The organism is Arenimonas sp. (genome assembly GCF_041913985.1).
Classification (GTDB): domain Bacteria; phylum Pseudomonadota; class Gammaproteobacteria; order Xanthomonadales; family Xanthomonadaceae; genus Arenimonas.
The window spans coordinates 27,435-42,432 of the sequence record NZ_JAYSEG010000013.1; the positions used below are offsets into that span (position 1 = coordinate 27,435).

Sequence of the window (14,998 nt, forward strand, 5' to 3'; positions counted from 1 at the left end):
GTTTACTGGACGGGCTTGGGGCCGATCTCGTTCGGGCTGGCCTTGGCGGCCACCGCGTCGACGACGTGGCTGTGCTCGAAATACACCGAGAAACCGGCGTAGTCCCAGCGGGTGATCGGCGGGTTGTGCTTGCTGTCGCCGGGGCCGGCGACGGCGGCGTGCTTGCGCTCGGGGGCGCCGAAGCTGGCTTCCACCTGGGCCATGGACTGGCCGCGGGCCGGCATGGCCTGGGTTTCGGCCTTCACGCGGTCCACGAGCAGGGTGTCGGCGGATGCCGGCGCCTGCAGCAGCAGGCCGGCAGCGAGCGCCAGGGAAAGGGTCAGGGCCTTCATGGTGCACCTCCGCGAAGGCCGTCGGGATGACGGCCGGGCCCGGAATCATCGCAAAACCGGCGGGGGCGCGCCATGGCGGTTTTCCGGGGCCTGGAACGGAAAACGCCGGCTTTCGCCGGCGTCTTCGCGGTAACCCGGTGGCGGCCTGCGCTCAGCGCTGGCGGGCCTTGAAACGCGGGTTGGACTTGCAGATCACGAAGACCTTGCCGCGGCGGCGCACGACCTTGCAGTCGCGATGGCGGGTCTTCGCCGACTTCAGGGACGAAAGCACTTTCATGGCAATTCCTTAAAGGGGTTGGGGCGATAAAGAAGCGGAAGTATAGCCGAGTCCAAAACGGCTTGCAATACAAGCGTTTGGGTCGGGCCGGGGCCCCGGGCCTCAGTCCAGGTAGGCCTGGGTGAGGTTATTGAGGTGCAGCCGCTCGGCGTCCCGCAGCAGGGGCGAGAGCAGCATCATCACCTGCACGATGCCCCGGCGGATGGCCTCGTGCTCGTCCCGGTCGCCGCGCACGCTGGCGTAGTTGAGCCAGAAGGTGGCCAGCACCAGGATGTTGGTGGCCGTGGCCTCGACCTCGGCGGCCGAGGCGCGCATGACCCCGGCCTGGACCAGGCCGCGCATGCCGGAGGTGGCGTTGTCGGCGGCCCGCTTGAGGATGCGGGCGAAGCGCAGGCGCAGGCGCCGGTTGCGGCTGAGGATGTCCACCAGGTCGCGGTACAGGAACCGGTAGTCCCAGATGGCCTCGAACACCAGGTGCAGCTGCAGCCAGATGTCCTCCAGGTCCCGCAGCCGGCCCTCGGGCGCCACCAGGGCCGTGTCCATGCGCTCCTCGTAGCGCGCGAACAGCTGCTCGATGATGTCGTCCTTGTTGCGGAAGTGGTAGTACAGGTTGCCCGGGCTGATCTCCAGCTCGTCGGCGATGTGGTTGGTCGTGACGTTCGGCTCGCCCTGTTCGTTGAACATGGCGAGGGAGGCGTCGAGGATGCGCTGGCGGGTCTGCCTGGCCATCGGCGGCGTCAGCCGCGCAGTTTCTTCACGAGGTCGACGTACTTCTTCATCGCGTCCTCGGGCTTGGTGCCGGCCAGCTTTTCCCAGGCCTCGTACTTGGCGGTGCCGACGAAGTCGAAGAAGCCCGGCTTGGGGCCGCTGACGTCGCCCTCGGAGCCCTGCTTGTAGAGGGCATACAGGCGCAGCATGGTGTCGTTGTCGGGCCGGTCCGGCAGGCTCATCACGTCCTGGGCGGCTTTCTGGAACTGGGCTTTCAGGTCGGCCATCTGGTGTTTCCCCGAAGTTGAAGCCGAGGTGATAGCACGGCCCCCGGGGGCGGTCAACGCGGTGTTTGCCGGCGCAACGGCGCTCTGGCAAGTTAGTCGCATTCGCCCGGCCGCCCAGGCCGGCGCTCATCCAAGGGCAGGGGAGTTGTCATGGCATATTTCGTCACCGGCGCCACGGGTTTCATCGGGCGTTTCCTGGTCAGCAACCTGCTCAAGCGCAGGGGCACCGTGCACGTGCTGGTGCGCAAGGGCTCGGAGAAGAAGCTCGACGCCATCGCCACCTCCATGGGCTGGGACCGCAAGCGCATCGTGGTGGTCACCGGCGACCTGTCCAAGCCGAAGCTCGGCCTGGCGCCGGCGAAGATCAAGGCGCTGCACGGCAAGATCCAGCACTTCTTCCACCTGGCCGCCATCTACGACCTGTCGGCCGACGCGGCCTCGCAGCAGGTGGCCAACATCGACGGCACCCGCAACGCCGTCGAACTCGCCGCGGCGCTCAAGGCCGGCTGCTTCCACCACACCAGTTCCATCGCCGCCGCCGGCCTGTATCCGGGCGTGTTCCGCGAGGACATGTTCGAGGAGGCCGAGGGGCTCAAGGACCCCTACCTGCGCACCAAGCACGAGTCCGAGGGCATCGTGCGCAAGGAGTGCAAGGTGCCGTTCCGCATCTACCGCCCGTCCATGGTCATCGGTCACTCGAAGACCGGCGAGATGGACAAGATCGACGGCCCCTACTACCTGTTCACGCTCATCAAGAAGATGCGCCAGGCGCTGCCGCAGTGGGTGCCCACGCTGGGCATCGAGGGTGGCCGCATCAACGTGGTGCCGGTGGATTTCGTGGCCGACGCCATGGACCACATCGCCCACAAGAAGGGCCTGGATGGCCAGTGCTTCCACCTGGTGGACCCGGAGCCGATGCGCTTCGGCGAGCTGATGAACACCTTCTGCCGCGCCGCCCATGCGCCCGAGATGACCATGCGCCTGGACGCCCGCATGCTGGCCGTGGTGCCGGGCGCGGTGCGCAGCGCGGTCACCAACCTGCCGCCGGTCAAGCGCTTCACCAACATGATGCTGCGCGACCTGAAGCTGCCGCCGGCCACGCTGGCCTTCATCACCTACCCGACGCGCTTCGACACCCGCGTGGTCGAGCGCGCCCTCAAGGGCAGCAAGATCTCGGTGCCGGCGCTCGACAGCTACGCCTGGCGCATCTGGGACTACTGGGAGCGCCACCTCGACCCGGACCTGTTCGTCGACCGCACCCTGCGCGGCCACGTGGCCAACAAGGTGGTGCTGATCACCGGCGGCTCCTCGGGCATCGGCAAGGCCAGCGCGCTCAAGGTGGCCGAAGCCGGCGCCAAGGTCATCATCGTCGCCCGCGGCGAGGAGGAGCTGTTCAAGACCCGCGACGAGATCATCGCCGCCGGTGGCAAGTGCTGGGCCTACACCTGCGACCTCACCGACATGGCCAGCTGCGACCAGCTGGTGGCCACGGTGCTGGCCGAGCACAAGGCGGTGGACATCCTGGTCAACAACGCCGGCCGCTCGATCCGCCGCTCCATCGAGCTCAGCTACGACCGCTTCCACGACTTCGAGCGCACGATGCAGCTGAACTACTTCGGCTGCCTGCGCCTGATCATGGGCTTCCTGCCGGCCATGACCCACCGCCGCCGCGGCCACGTCATCAACATCAGCTCGATCGGCGTGCTGGCCAGCTCGCCGCGCTTCTCGGCCTACGTGGCCTCCAAGGCCGCGCTCGACGCCTTCAGCCGCTGCGCCCAGGCCGAGTTCAGCGGCAAGAACATCGCCTTCACCACCATCAACATGCCGCTGGTGAAGACGCCGATGATCGCGCCCACCAAGATGTACGACTCGGTGCCCACGCTCACGCCCGAGGAGGCCGCCGACCTGGTGGTGAAGGCCATCATCGAGCGCCCGAGCCGCGTGGCCACCCGCATGGGCATCTTCGCCGCCACGCTCAACGCGCTGGTGCCGAAGGCCTACGAGGTGATCATGAACACCGCGTTCGAGATGTTCCCGGATTCGGCCGCCGCCAAGGGCGACCGCAAGGCGCTCAAGGACGAAAAGCCGACCAACGAGCAGGTGGCGTTCGCCGCGCTGATGCGCGGCGTGCACTGGTAAGGCTTACTGGCACTGCCTCCACCGCACCGGTGCGGTGGAGTCGCTGGGCGGCTCGAGCTGCAGGCGGGTGTAGCGCAGTTCCTCGTACTTGACGAGGATGGCGCAGGCCTCGTTCACCAGGCCGGTGTCGATGCCGTCGGCGTCGACCATGCGGATCACCAGGGTCGACTGGGTCGACCAGATCGCGTTCTCGGCCTGCTCGAGCTCCGAGACTTCGGTGGCGGCGGCAAGGCGTCGCTGCATGCGCTCCTGTTCGGTCAGCTTGGCCACTTCCTCGAGTTCGCGCAGGGCCGCGTCGGCCTGCTGCGAGGCTTCGTCGGCGAAACGCGGCGCGGCGTCGGCGGCGGCTTCGGCATCCGCCGGAGCTTCCACGCCGGCTTCGGCGTCGGGGGGGCTGGCGGCAGGCGCGGCCACGGCGGATGGCGCCGGCTCGACGGCCGCGGGCCGGGAGGCCAGGTAACCGCCCGCGAACACCAGCAGGCCCAGCACCACGCTGCCGGCCATGCCGAGGCGCTGGCCCTTGCGGATCTCGCGCGCGGCCTGGTCGCGGATGGCCGCCACCATGCCCGGCGGCGCGAAGGGTTCGACCTGCGGCCACAGGCTGCGGCCGTCCATCAGGTCCACGCCGTAGCGGCGGGCCAGGTCGCGGGCGAAACCCTCGGCGCTGCCGAGCGTCACCAGGATGCCGCTGCCGGCGCCCTGCAGCTGCACCGCGTTGGCGAAATCGCGCACGTTCGCCTCGCCCAGGCGGTAGGCGGTGCCATGCTTGTAGCCAAGCAGGCAGCGCTCGTCGTCCTTGACCAGCAGGAACTCGGCGCCGCCGTCACCCGGCTGGCGGCTGGAGGGCAGTTCGGCGTAACCCTTCTCGGCCATGGCCTGCAGCACCAGGCCGGCGCATTCGCGCCACTTCATGCCGGCCAGGGCCTGCACGCCGGCCCGCGTTTCCGCCAGGCGGCGGCGATGGACGCCGAACCACCAGCTGCTGGCGAGCAGGGCGGCCGCGGTGGCGACGACGGCGGCGATCAGGGGGCTGGAACCGAACATCCGGACACTCTGCTGGGGGACAAGGGGGTGCAGAGGATAACGCGGAAACCCGCCCGCCAAGGCCCGGAAAGCAAAAGGCCCGGCGTGAGCCGGGCCTTTGCCTGGAGAAGATGTCCGCCAGCAGGAAACCGCAAGGGGAGGGAGCGAACGGGTTCCGTCAGCGGCTGGCGGACAAGAGGGGGATCACTCGCCCTGCGGCGCCACCGGCTTGGGGGCCTTGGGCAGCGCGGCCTTGCGCGGCGACTTGGCCGGCTTGCGGGCGGCCGGCTTCTTCGCGGCGGGCTTCTTGGCCGCCGGCTTGCGGGCCGGCTTGGCCGCGGCCTTGGCGGGGCGCGCCGCCGCGGGCTTGGACAGCTTGCGCAGTTCGGCGTTGAGTTCGTTCACGCGCTTGGTGAGCTCGGCCAGGTCCTCGCGGCCCGGCACGCCGAGGCGGTTGAGGGCGCGCTGCACGCGGCTCTCGAACACGTTCTCGAGGCGGTCCCAGGTGTCCACGGCGCGCTCGCGCACCACGCCCACGCGGTCCTCGACGGCGTCGCGCACGGCGTCGACCTTGCCGGTGGCCAGCTTGCGGGTGGTCTGCTCGATGCTCATGCCTTCCTTGACCAGGGCCTCGAACATCTTCGAACCCTCGCCCTGGGCGCGGTGGAAGGCGCCCATGCCGGCCATCCAGATCTGCTGCGCGGAGCCGACGATCGAACGCGACATCTGCTCGGCCTTGGCCTGCAGGTCGGCGGGCTTGGCGGACTTCGGGCGCTTGGCGCTGGCGGCCTTGGCGCGGGCGGTCTTCTTCAGCTTGGCCATGGTGTCTCGACTCCGGGGTGTCTGGGGTGGGCGAAGGCGCCCAGGTGGCGCCAATCTGCGCGGCGTGTCTAGAGTTTTCACACCATTGCGCGGCGGTTCCTGGTTCAGCGCGGGCGCGGCGTGGCGGCGCGGCGGCGGTTGGGCCGGCGGGTGCGCACCAGCACCTCCACGTCGTCGAGCGCACGGCGCAGGCGGGCGGTGGTTTCGGTGGGCGCCGGGGCCAGGCCCAGGCCGTCCATGATCGAGGCGGCGGGGTTGTCGAGCACTTCGTCGCGCAGGCGCAGCCCGTGCCTGGCCAGCACCGGCGCCAGCTCGGCGCGGCGCCGGCGCAGGTCGTTGAGCGTGGAGCGGAAGGCATGCTCGCAGACGCGCTGGCGCGAGGAGTAACTGAAGACGTTGGTGAAGAACATCTCGCCGTCGTCCTCGTTGGGTTCGAACACGACCTGGTCGACGTCGGGGTAGCGTTCCGCGTACTTCTCCAGGCCCACGCGCATGCGCGACTGCAGCAAGGTGCGGAAGGTCTGCGACAGCACCACCGGCAGGCCGCCCTCGGACAGCTTGGCCATGCCCTCGGGCGGGCGCCCGGCGGTCTTGGCGTTGAAGGGCACGAACGGGTTCACGCCCAGCATCAGGTCGATGCCATGGTCGAGCACCACCGAGGCGTGCATGGTCCGGCGCAGGGCGCCGTCGACGAAATGGTGGCCGCGGATGTCCACCGGCGGGTACAGGCCGGGCAGGGCCGAGCTGGCCTGCACGGCGCGCGAGATGGGTACGTCGTCCCAGCCCTCGCTGCCGAAGCGCACGGCCTCGCCGCTGTCGAGGTCCACCGCCACCACGTAGAGCTTGGCGGCCAGCTCTCGGAAGTCGTTGCTGCGGCCGCGGATGGTGAACACCTGGCGCAGGAAGCGTTCGATGCCGCGGTTGTCGAACAGGCCCGTCGGGATGACGCCGCCGAAGCGGCCCACCAGCTCGCTCAGGTGCGAACCGGTGGGGTCGGTGAGCAGGTCCTTCCACCAGTCGAAGGCCAGGCGCGGCACGGCGGCGGCGCGGCGCACGTATTCCATGAAGGCCGGGCGCAGGAACATCTGCGGCTGGAACTTCACCTGGTCGCTGTCGCCGGTGATGAAGATGCGGCACATCTCGGCGGTGTCGAGCCGGTTGGCCAGGCCCGCCGCCAGGAAGGCGCCCGAGCTCACGCCGACGTAGACCTCGAGCCGGGTCAGGTCGAGGCCTTCGAGCGCCACGTCCAGCGCGCGCAGGGCGCCCAGCTCGTACATGCCGCCGATGGGCCCGCCGCCGGCGATGGCCAGGCCGATGCGGCCCTGGCTGGGCGGTTGGCGCTTCCGGGCGGGCTGCAGAACGAGCATGCTAGGGGGAACTCCTGCGAAACTGCGGCGATTGTAGCCGCTCCGGCCCTTCCCCAAGTGTGAACCTTTCCAGCGCTTTCCACGCCCTGCTTTCCCCGGTGCCGCGGCCATGAGCCACGCACTGCAGCGCCACCGTCTGGGCCTGCGGCTGGCCTGGCAGCAGGCGGTGAACGACCCGGTGCGCGAGCCGCGCAACCGCCTGGCCACGCTGCCGCTGCTTCGTGCCTGGCAGGCGCGGCGGCTGGCCGACAGCTTCCGCGACTTCCTGGCCAACCCGCGCATGCGCCCGGCCGCGGAGTTCTTCCTGACCGACCTCTACGGCGAGCGCGACTTCTCCGGCCGCGATCGCGACGTGGCGCGCGTGCTGCCGCTCATGGCCCGCCTGCTGCCCGACACGCTGCTGGTGGCGGCGACCGACGCGATCGAACTGGCGGTGCTCAGCCACGCCTTCGACCTGCGCATGGCCGGGGCGCTGGCGGCCCGGCCCCGTCCTGCCGCGGCGATCACGGTGGAGGACTACGCCGCGGCCTACCGCGCGGCGGGCTGCCCTCGGCTGCGCCGGCACCAGATCGAACTGATCCTGGGCGTGGGTTGGACGCTGGACGCGGTGGTGAAGAAGCATGGCGTCTACAAGCTCCTCCGCGCTTCGCGCCTGCCCGCGAAGGCGGCCGGGCTGTCGGAGCTGCAGGGTTTCCTGGAGCGCGGTTTTTCCGCCTTCGACGCGCTGGGCGGGGCGGGGGAGTTCCTGGAAGCGATCGGCCACCGCGAGCGCGAGGTGTCGCGCCGGCTGTTCGCCGGCGAACCCCATCCCAGCGGCGCGGGGCCGAGCCCAACACGCGGGCGAGGGACAGGTGGATCTCGCGCTCGATCGGGCCCTTGATCGCGCCCAGCAGGAAGCCCAGCTGCGCCGTCACGTGCACTTCCTTGGCCGACACGGCGATGTGGCCGTCGACGCCGCCGCGCGAGAATTCCATGGTGTTGCCGTCCCAGCCGTATTCGACGTCGAACTTCTCGGCGAGGTGCTCGGCGACGCGTTCGATGGCGGCGCGGGCGTCCTTGAGCGTGCGGGTGTGCTTGCGGCGGATGTCGATGTGGGACATGGGGTCCTCCTGGACGGCCTATTCTGCTTGGCTTTGCCGTATCCACCAAGGGTGCGTGCGATGGCAGCCATGCTAGATTCGCGGCCGGAGGACCCCGGATGCAACTGACGTTTCCCAACGGCGAACACCCGAACGTGCCCCTGCAGGGCGAAGTCGCCGTGGGCAGCCGCGCCGGCCTGCGGGTGAGCCTGCCGGGCAGCGGCCTGGCCGCCCACCACGCCAGTTTCACCAGCGACCGCCGCGGCCTGTGGCTGCGCGTGCCGGGCGGCGCACCCGGCGTGCACCTCAATGCGCGGCCGGTGCAGCGCCTGGCGCAGCTGCGCCCCGGCGACCTGGTCTGCCTGGACAAGCTGCGGGTGGTGGTGCGGGCCGACGACGAGCCGGCCATCGACCGACGCATCCCGGCCTCGGCACCGGCCGCCATGAACGAAGCCCAGCGCGTGGCCGCCGCCCGCGTGGTGCTGCGCGGCCTGAGCGGCCAGCACTTCGGCCGCAGCTACACCCTCACCGAGCCGCGCACGCTGGGCCGCGCGCCCTCGGCCGACATCCGCCTGGACGACCCGGCCATCGCCGACCGCCACGCCGTGGTGGAACTGCACGGCGACCGGGTGGTGCTGCGCGCCGTCGGCAATGGCGGCGAATCCACGTTGGTGAACGGCGTGCCGGTGCGCGACGCGGTGCTGTCGCCGGGCGACCAGCTGGTGGTGGAGCAGCACCGCTTCGTGCTCGAAGCCCCGGGCCTGCCGCTGCGCGGCCAGGGCGGCGCCGGCAAACCCGCGGCGTCCACCCACACGCAAACCCTGGCGGCGGTGAACGTGCCCGTCGCCCGCGACCCGGCGCCCGGCCCCGAGCCGGCGGCGCCGGAAGCGCCGGCGCGCGACCCGGGCGCGCTGTGGTGGCTGATTGCCGCCGCCACCGTGCTGGCGGCGGCCATGACGGCGCTGCTGGTCTACGCGCCCTGAGGCACCGGGCGGCGCAGCCGCCACCAAAGGCGAAGCCCGAGCAGGACGACCAGGACGGCGGCGTAGATCGCCGGTTCGCGCAGGTCCGACTTCACCAGCCACAGGAAATGCAGCACCGCCAGCACGCCGGCGGCATACACGGCCTTGTGCAGTTGGCCCCAGCGCCGGCCCAGGCGGCGCATCCAGCCGCGGGTCGAAGTGAGCGCCAGCGGCACCAGCAGCAGCCAGGCGGTGAAACCCACGGTGATGTAGGGCCGCTTCACGATGTCGTCGAAGACCTGCGCCCAGAACCCGCCCAGGTCGAGCACCAGGTAGGTGGCCAGGTGCAGGCAGGCGTAGAAGAAGGCATACAGTCCCACCAGCCGCCGGAACCGCAGCGGCCAGGGCTGGCCGAGCAGGCGCCGCAGCGGCGTCAGCGCCAGGCCCAGCAGCAGCAGGCGCAGGGCCCAGTCGCCGGTGAAGTGGGTGATGGCGGCCACCGGGTCGGCGCCCAGGCCGTCTTCCGCCACCGCCTTCACCAGCCAGGCCAGGGGCCACAGCGCCAGCGCATGCGCCAGCGCCTTGAGCCCGACCCAGCGCCAGTCGGTGCGGCGGGCGGCTAAAACCACTTGCGCAGGTCCATGCCCGAATACATCGCGGCCACCTGTTCGGCGTAGCCGTTGAAGGGCAGGGTGGCGATGCGCTCGGCGAACACGCGGTTGCCCTCGCCGGCGATGCGGCGTTCGCTGCGCTGGCTCCAGCGCGGGTGGTCCACGTCCGGGTTCACGTTCGAATAGAAGCCGTACTCGGAGGGCTGGGCCAGGTTCCAGCTGGTGTCGGGCATCTGTTCGGTGAAGTCGATGCGCACGATCGACTTGATGCTCTTGAAGCCGTATTTCCACGGCACCACCAGCCGCAGCGGCGCGCCGTTCTGGTTCGGCAGCGGCTTGCCGTACAGGCCGGTGGCCAGCAGCGTGAGCGGGTTCATGGCCTCGTCCATGCGCAGGCCCTCGCGGTAGGGCCAGTCCAGCGCCGGGAAGCGGATGCCCGGCATCTGCACCGGGTCGGCCAGCGTGGTGAAGGCCACGTACTTGGCCCGCGAGGTGGGCTTGAAGCGCCTGAGCAGCTCGCCCAGCGGCACGCCCTGCCAGGGCACCACCATCGACCAGCCCTCGACGCAGCGCAGCCGGTAGATGCGCTCCTGCACGGCGTGCGGGCGCAGGAAGTCCTCCAGCCCGAAGGTGCCGGTGACCTCGGCCTCGCCGCCCACCACCACCGCCCAGGGCGCGGGCTTGAGCGTGTGGGCGTTGCGGCCCGGGTCGGCCTTGCCGGTGCCGAATTCGTAGAAGTTGTTGTAGCTGGTCACGTCTTCCCAGCGCGTCAGGGCTTCGGCGGTGCGGAAACCGTCGGGGCTGTCGGTGGCGGCGGCGGGGGCCGCGGCGGGCGCGGCGTCCTCGGCCCCGGCGCAGCCGGCCAGCGCCAGCAGCGGGCTGGCCAGGCCCAGGCCGAGCAACTGGCGGCGGGCCCGGTACACGGGCTCGGGCGTGATCTCGGACGGCGGCGGGGCGGGGTAGTCGAATCGGCGCATGGCGGGCTCCGGGGCCCCGTGGTCGGGGCAGTGGGGGTGGCTATACTCCGGACAGAGGGGTCCTGGGGGAAAAAGGATGCGCCTGGCCGAGGCGTTCGAATCATCCACCAGCGTGGTGGCGGTGATGCGTGCCAGCGACGGCGTGTTCCTCGGCGTCAACGCGGCGTTCGAGCGTAGCACCGGCTACCGTCGCGAACAGGTGACAGGCCGGCTGCCGATCGAGATCGGCCTGTGGCCCGACCCGGCTTTCCGAGCCCGCATCTGGAGCGTGCTGCGCGCCGAGCAGCGTGCCGTGGCCCTGCCCATGACCCTGGCCTGCGCCGACGGCCGCCTGCGCCCGGGCCACCTGAGCGTGGAATTCGCGCGCGACGGCGACGAGACCGTGGTGTTCTGCCTGGTCCACCTCGACCCCGACGAAGCGGCGGCGCCCCGGCCCGAGGCCGTGGTGCCGGACGGCTTCTACCGCTCGCTCTACCTGGCCGCTTCCGAGGGCATCTACCGCAGCCTGCCGGGCGGCGGCTTCCTGGACGTGAACCCGGCGATGGCGCGCATCCTGGGTTTCGCCTCGCCGGCCGAACTGCTGTCGGAACGCGGCCGGGACGCGGCCGCGATCTACGTCGACCCCGCGCACGGCGCCCGCGTGCATGCGCGCCTGCTGGCGGGCGAGCGCCTGGAGCGCGAGCGCGCCCAGGTGCGGCGCCGCGACGGCACGGTGATCTGGGTCAGCGAGAACAGCCGCGCCATCCTCGGCGAGTCCGGCCAGGTGCTGTTCTTCGAAGGTTCGCTGGTGGACATCACCGCCCAGGTCGGGGCCGAGCAGGCGCTGCGGCAGTCGCAGGCGCTCTACCAGGTACTGGTGGAAACCAGCCGCGAGGGCGTGTTCCTGATCCAGCACGGGCGCGTGCTGTTCGCCAACGAGGCCATGGGCCGCATCCTGGGCTACCCGGTGGGCGAGCTCACCGGCATGGAGTACATGGCCCTGGTGGACCCGACCGACCTGCCCGCGCAGGCCGCCCGGCGCGCCGAGCGCGAGGCCGGCTCGCGCGAACCGCAGGTGTACGAGATCCGGCTGCGGCGCAAGGGCGGCGAGGTGATCCTGTGCGAGGTGCGCGCCGACGCGGTGGAATACCAGGGCGACATCGCCTCCACCGGCACGCTGCGCGACGTCACCGAGGACCGCGCCCGCCAGCGCGCCGTCGCCGAGGCCGAGCAGCGCTACCGCGAGCTGTTCGAACACTCGCCGGCCGGCCTGTTCCGCACCGGGCTCGACGGCCGGATCATGGAGGTCAACCCGGTGCTGGCGGCCATCTTGGGCTACGACAGCGTGGAGCAGATGAAGGCCGCCGTGGGCGACATGCTCGAGGTGTACGTCGACCCAACGGAGCGCCAGCACCTGGTGGCCACGGCGCTGCGCGAGGGCGCCTTCAGCAACCACGAAACCAAGGTGCGCTGCCGGGACGGGCGCGAGAAATGGGTCAGCGCCAGCGTGCTGGTGGTGCGCGACGAGGCCGGACGGCCGCTGCATTTCACCGGCTCGGTGCTCGACGTGGACCAGCGCCACGCCATGCAGCAGGCGCTGCTGCGCTCGGAGAGCAAGTACCGCACCCTGGTCGAACACAGCCAGGTGGGCGTGTTCATCATGGCCGGCGACCGGTACACCTACGCCAACCAGGCCTTCGCCCAGATGCTGGGTTACCACGAGGCGGAACTGGTGGGGCGCGACTACCGCGAGATCATGGCGCCCGACGCCGTGGGCCAGTCCGAGCGGCGCGACCAGGACCGCCGAGCCGGCCGCCCCGTGGCCCCCGACTTCGACTCGGTGCTGCTGCACCGGGAAGGCCGGCGCGTGCACGTGAAGGTGAGCATCGGCCCGGTGGAGCTGGACGGGGTGGAGCACCTTACCGGCACCGTGCTCGACATCACCCGCCAGCGCGAGGCCGAGGAGCGCCTGCGCTACCACGCCACCCACGACCCGCTCACCGGCCTGCCCAACCGCATGCTGTTCAACCAGCGGCTGGCGGGGGCCATGCTCGAGGCCAGCCGGGCCGGCGACCCGTCCTATGCCGTGCTGTTCCTCGACCTGGACGGCTTCAAGTGGGTCAACGACAGCCTCGGCCACGGCGCCGGCGACCGCCTGCTGGTGCAGATCGCCCGCCGGCTCGAGGACTCGCTGCTCAAGGACGTGCTGATCGCGCGCTACGGCGGCGACGAGTTCACCCTGCTGCCGGACGGATACTGCGACCGCGACCGCGCCATCGGCATCGCCCGGGCCGTGATCAGCCTGTTCGAGCAGCCCTTCGACGTGGGCGGGCAGCAGGTGTTCTCCTCGGCCAGCGTGGGCATCGTGGTGGGGCGGCGCGAGTACGAATCGCCCGACCAGGTGCTGCGCGACGCCGACACCGCCATGTACCGGGCCAAGGCCGGCGGCAAGTCGGGCTTCGTGGTGTTCGACGAGGGCATGCACCAGGAGGCGCTGAGCCGGCTGCAGCTGGAAACCGACTTCCGCCTGGCCTTCGAGCGCGCCGAGTTCCGGCTGCACTACCAGCCCATCGTCGAGCTCGCGACCGGGCGACTGGTGGGCGCCGAGGCCCTGGTGCGCTGGTGGCACCCGCGCCGCGGCCTGCTCACGCCCGCCGACTTCCTGCCGCTGGCCGAGGAAACCGGCCTGATCGTCGACCTCGACGCCTGGGTGCTGCGCGAGGCCTGCCGGCAGCTCGGCGAGTGGCGCGGGCGCGTGCCCGATTTCGCCGGCCTGGCCATGAACGTCAACGTCGACGAGGGCCAGATGGTCTCCCCCGAGATCGTCGAGGAGGTGTTTGGCCTGCTGCAGGCGCACCGCATCCCGCCCGACCGGCTGCGCCTGGAGGTGACCGAAACCGCCTTCCGCGCCGGCCGCGGCCAGGCCGAGCAGCGGCTGCTGTCGCTCAAGGCCCTGGGCGTGGGCCTGGTGGTGGACGACTTCGGCACCGGCTATTCGTCGCTGGAGTCGTTCGCGGCCTCGCCCTTCGATGCGCTGAAGATGGACCAGGTGTTCATCCGCGACATCGAGACCAACCCGCGCCACCGCGCCATCGTGCGCACCATCACCAGCTTCGCCGAGGAACTGGGGCTGGCCCTGACCGCGGAAGGCATCGAAACCCCGGCCCAGCGCGAACGCCTGCAGGCCATCGGCTGCCAGTACGGGCAGGGCTACCTGTTCTCGCCGGCGCTGCCGGCGGAAGAGTTCGAGCAATTGCTCTCCGGGACCGCGCGCATCGTCGGGTGATCGTCTTCCGGGGCGCGGCGACGCCGTGCTAATTTCCCAACGACTTGCCCGAGGTGTTCCCCATGTCACGCGCCTTCAATTTCAGCGCCGGCCCGGCCGCGCTGCCCGAACCCGTGCTCCGCCAGGTCCAGGCCGAACTGCTGGAATGGCAGGGCGAGCGCGCCTCGGTCATGGAGGTCAGCCACCGCGGCAAGGCCTTCATCGACTGCGCCGCCGCCGCCGAGCGCGACCTGCGCGAGCTGATGGCCATCCCGGACGACTACTACGTGCTGTTCCTGCAGGGCGGCGCCACCACGTTGTCGGCGCTGCTGGCGCTGAACCTGGCCGGCCCGGGGCAGGGCGCCGACTTCGTGCTCACCGGCCACTGGGGCGAGAAGGCGCTGGAGAACATGAAGCCCTCGCTCAAGGCCCGGGTGGCCGCCAGCGCCAAGGACGGCGGCTACACCGGCATCCCGGCCCGTGAAAGCTGGCAGCTGGACCCAAACGCCGCCTTCCTGCACTACACCCCGAACGAAACCATCCACGGCGTCGAATTCCACGACATCCCCGACGCCGGCGGCGTGCCGCTGGTGGCCGACGTCTCCTCGAACTTCCTGTCGCGGCCCATGGACGTGTCGCGCTTCGGCGTGCTCTACGGCGGCGCCCAGAAGAACCTGGGGCCCTCGGGCCTGGCCATCGCCATCGTGCGCAAGGACCTGCTGGGCAAGCACGGCCGCGAGCTGCCGCCGATCTTCGAGCTGCTCAACCAGGCCAGGAACGACTCGATGTTCAACACCCCGCCCACCTTCGCCTGGTACGTGCTGGGCCTGGTGCTGCAGTGGGTGAAGGCCCAGGGCGGCGCGACCGCGATGGGCGAGCGCAACGGCCGCAAGGCGGCGCTGCTGTATTCGGCCATCGACGGGTCCGGCGGCTTCTACCGCAACACCGTGCAGCCCTCCGCGCGCTCGTGGATGAACGTGCCCTTCTTCCTGCCCGACGAAACCCGCGAGAAGGCCTTCCTGAAGGAAGCCGAGGCGGCCGGCCTGCTGGGCCTGAAGGGCCACCGCGCGGTCGGCGGCATCCGCGCCTCGATCTACAACGCCATGCCCGAGGCGGGCGTGCAGGCGCTGGTGGACTTCATGGCCGATTTCGCCCGGCGCCACGGCTGAG

14 protein-coding genes and 1 pseudogene are annotated in these 14,998 nt (G+C 70.8%); 5 read left to right on the top strand and 10 right to left on the bottom strand.

The window, feature by feature from the left end; all coding sequences use genetic code 11:
• Positions 1–2: 2 nt before the first annotated feature.
• The 4 genes from ACE3Q2_RS06255 to ACE3Q2_RS06270 form a co-directional block, all read right to left on the bottom strand.
• Positions 3–332 (bottom strand): hypothetical protein, encoded by a 330-nt coding sequence (locus tag ACE3Q2_RS06255; protein ID WP_231693909.1) that lies wholly within the window; start codon positions 330–332, stop codon positions 3–5.
• A gap of 151 nt (positions 333–483) precedes the next feature.
• On the bottom strand, positions 484–609 hold the full coding sequence (gene ykgO / locus ACE3Q2_RS06260) for a type B 50S ribosomal protein L36 (RefSeq protein ID WP_005913193.1): 126 nt from the start codon (positions 607–609) through the stop codon (positions 484–486).
• Positions 610–711: 102 nt separating this feature from the next.
• Positions 712–1,338 carry a TetR/AcrR family transcriptional regulator gene (locus ACE3Q2_RS06265; protein WP_043799577.1) on the bottom strand — a complete coding sequence of 209 codons (627 nt, stop codon included), beginning with the start codon at positions 1,336–1,338 and terminating at the stop codon, positions 712–714.
• A gap of 8 nt (positions 1,339–1,346) precedes the next feature.
• Positions 1,347–1,604: an acyl-CoA-binding protein gene (locus ACE3Q2_RS06270; protein ID WP_231693908.1), complete on the bottom strand. Its 258-nt coding sequence runs from the start codon at positions 1,602–1,604 to the stop codon at positions 1,347–1,349.
• Between the two features lie 150 nt (positions 1,605–1,754).
• Here ACE3Q2_RS06270 and ACE3Q2_RS06275 point away from each other — a divergent pair, with 150 nt between their 5' ends.
• Complete coding sequence (locus ACE3Q2_RS06275) at positions 1,755–3,743, top strand: SDR family oxidoreductase (RefSeq protein WP_231693907.1); 1,989 nt, start codon at positions 1,755–1,757, stop codon at positions 3,741–3,743.
• A gap of 3 nt (positions 3,744–3,746) precedes the next feature.
• Here the strand turns inward: ACE3Q2_RS06275 and ACE3Q2_RS06280 are convergent, their stop codons facing one another.
• From ACE3Q2_RS06280 to ACE3Q2_RS06290, 3 genes are all read right to left on the bottom strand, one after another.
• Positions 3,747–4,787 (bottom strand): restriction endonuclease, encoded by a 1,041-nt coding sequence (locus ACE3Q2_RS06280; protein ID WP_374473418.1) that lies wholly within the window; start codon positions 4,785–4,787, stop codon positions 3,747–3,749.
• Between the two features lie 183 nt (positions 4,788–4,970).
• Positions 4,971–5,588: a phasin family protein gene (locus ACE3Q2_RS06285; protein ID WP_374473419.1), complete on the bottom strand. Its 618-nt coding sequence runs from the start codon at positions 5,586–5,588 to the stop codon at positions 4,971–4,973.
• A 104-nt stretch (positions 5,589–5,692) separates the two neighbouring features.
• On the bottom strand, positions 5,693–6,955 hold the full coding sequence (locus tag ACE3Q2_RS06290) for a patatin-like phospholipase family protein (RefSeq protein WP_374473420.1): 1,263 nt from the start codon (positions 6,953–6,955) through the stop codon (positions 5,693–5,695).
• 109 nt (positions 6,956–7,064) lie between these two features.
• Here ACE3Q2_RS06290 and ACE3Q2_RS06295 point away from each other — a divergent pair, with 109 nt between their 5' ends.
• A complete protein-coding gene (locus tag ACE3Q2_RS06295) occupies positions 7,065–7,835 on the top strand; it encodes a hypothetical protein (RefSeq protein ID WP_374473421.1) in 771 nt (256 codons plus the stop codon).
• Positions 7,836–7,845: 10 nt separating this feature from the next.
• Here the strand turns inward: ACE3Q2_RS06295 and ACE3Q2_RS06300 are convergent.
• Positions 7,846–8,055 (bottom strand): annotated as a pseudogene (locus ACE3Q2_RS06300) (polyhydroxyalkanoic acid system family protein); the annotation flags it as partial.
• Positions 8,056–8,153: 98 nt separating this feature from the next.
• On the opposite strand from ACE3Q2_RS06300, the gene ACE3Q2_RS06305 reads away from it, so the two are divergent.
• Entirely contained in the window at positions 8,154–9,017 is an 864-nt protein-coding gene (locus ACE3Q2_RS06305) for an FHA domain-containing protein (protein ID WP_231693901.1), read from the top strand.
• Here ACE3Q2_RS06305 and msrQ read toward each other — a convergent pair.
• A complete protein-coding gene (msrQ, locus tag ACE3Q2_RS06310) occupies positions 9,005–9,625 on the bottom strand; it encodes a protein-methionine-sulfoxide reductase heme-binding subunit MsrQ (RefSeq protein ID WP_374473422.1) in 621 nt (206 codons plus the stop codon). The genes ACE3Q2_RS06305 and msrQ overlap by 13 nt on opposite strands.
• A complete protein-coding gene (gene msrP / locus ACE3Q2_RS06315; protein ID WP_231693899.1) occupies positions 9,616–10,584 on the bottom strand; it encodes a protein-methionine-sulfoxide reductase catalytic subunit MsrP in 969 nt (322 codons plus the stop codon). Before msrP ends, msrQ begins: the two co-directional genes overlap by 10 nt.
• Before the next feature lie 76 nt (positions 10,585–10,660).
• On the opposite strand from msrP, the gene ACE3Q2_RS06320 reads away from it, so the two are divergent.
• Positions 10,661–13,849 carry a PAS domain S-box protein gene (locus tag ACE3Q2_RS06320; protein WP_374473423.1) on the top strand — a complete coding sequence of 1,063 codons (3,189 nt, stop codon included), beginning with the start codon at positions 10,661–10,663 and terminating at the stop codon, positions 13,847–13,849.
• Positions 13,850–13,911: 62 nt separating this feature from the next.
• Entirely contained in the window at positions 13,912–14,997 is a 1,086-nt protein-coding gene (serC, locus tag ACE3Q2_RS06325; RefSeq protein ID WP_374473424.1) for a 3-phosphoserine/phosphohydroxythreonine transaminase, read from the top strand.
• The last annotated feature ends 1 nt before the right edge of the window (position 14,998 follow it).

Excerpts from the sequence above, each read along its gene's own strand:
- ACE3Q2_RS06255 (WP_231693909.1), bottom strand. The coding sequence starts at position 332 with ATGAAGGCCCTGACCCTTTCCCTGGCGCTCGCTGCCGGCCTGCTGCTG.
- ykgO (WP_005913193.1), bottom strand. The coding sequence starts at position 609 with ATGAAAGTGCTTTCGTCCCTGAAGTCGGCGAAGACCCGCCATCGCGAC.
- ACE3Q2_RS06265 (WP_043799577.1), bottom strand. The coding sequence starts at position 1,338 with ATGGCCAGGCAGACCCGCCAGCGCATCCTCGACGCCTCCCTCGCCATG.
- ACE3Q2_RS06270 (WP_231693908.1), bottom strand. The coding sequence starts at position 1,604 with ATGGCCGACCTGAAAGCCCAGTTCCAGAAAGCCGCCCAGGACGTGATG.
- ACE3Q2_RS06275 (WP_231693907.1), top strand. The coding sequence starts at position 1,755 with ATGGCATATTTCGTCACCGGCGCCACGGGTTTCATCGGGCGTTTCCTG.
- ACE3Q2_RS06280 (WP_374473418.1), bottom strand. The coding sequence starts at position 4,787 with ATGTTCGGTTCCAGCCCCCTGATCGCCGCCGTCGTCGCCACCGCGGCC.
- ACE3Q2_RS06285 (WP_374473419.1), bottom strand. The coding sequence starts at position 5,588 with ATGGCCAAGCTGAAGAAGACCGCCCGCGCCAAGGCCGCCAGCGCCAAG.
- ACE3Q2_RS06290 (WP_374473420.1), bottom strand. The coding sequence starts at position 6,955 with ATGCTCGTTCTGCAGCCCGCCCGGAAGCGCCAACCGCCCAGCCAGGGC.
- ACE3Q2_RS06295 (WP_374473421.1), top strand. The coding sequence starts at position 7,065 with ATGAGCCACGCACTGCAGCGCCACCGTCTGGGCCTGCGGCTGGCCTGG.
- ACE3Q2_RS06305 (WP_231693901.1), top strand. The coding sequence starts at position 8,154 with ATGCAACTGACGTTTCCCAACGGCGAACACCCGAACGTGCCCCTGCAG.
- msrP (WP_231693899.1), bottom strand. The coding sequence starts at position 10,584 with ATGCGCCGATTCGACTACCCCGCCCCGCCGCCGTCCGAGATCACGCCC.
- ACE3Q2_RS06320 (WP_374473423.1), top strand. The coding sequence starts at position 10,661 with ATGCGCCTGGCCGAGGCGTTCGAATCATCCACCAGCGTGGTGGCGGTG.
- serC (WP_374473424.1), top strand. The coding sequence starts at position 13,912 with ATGTCACGCGCCTTCAATTTCAGCGCCGGCCCGGCCGCGCTGCCCGAA.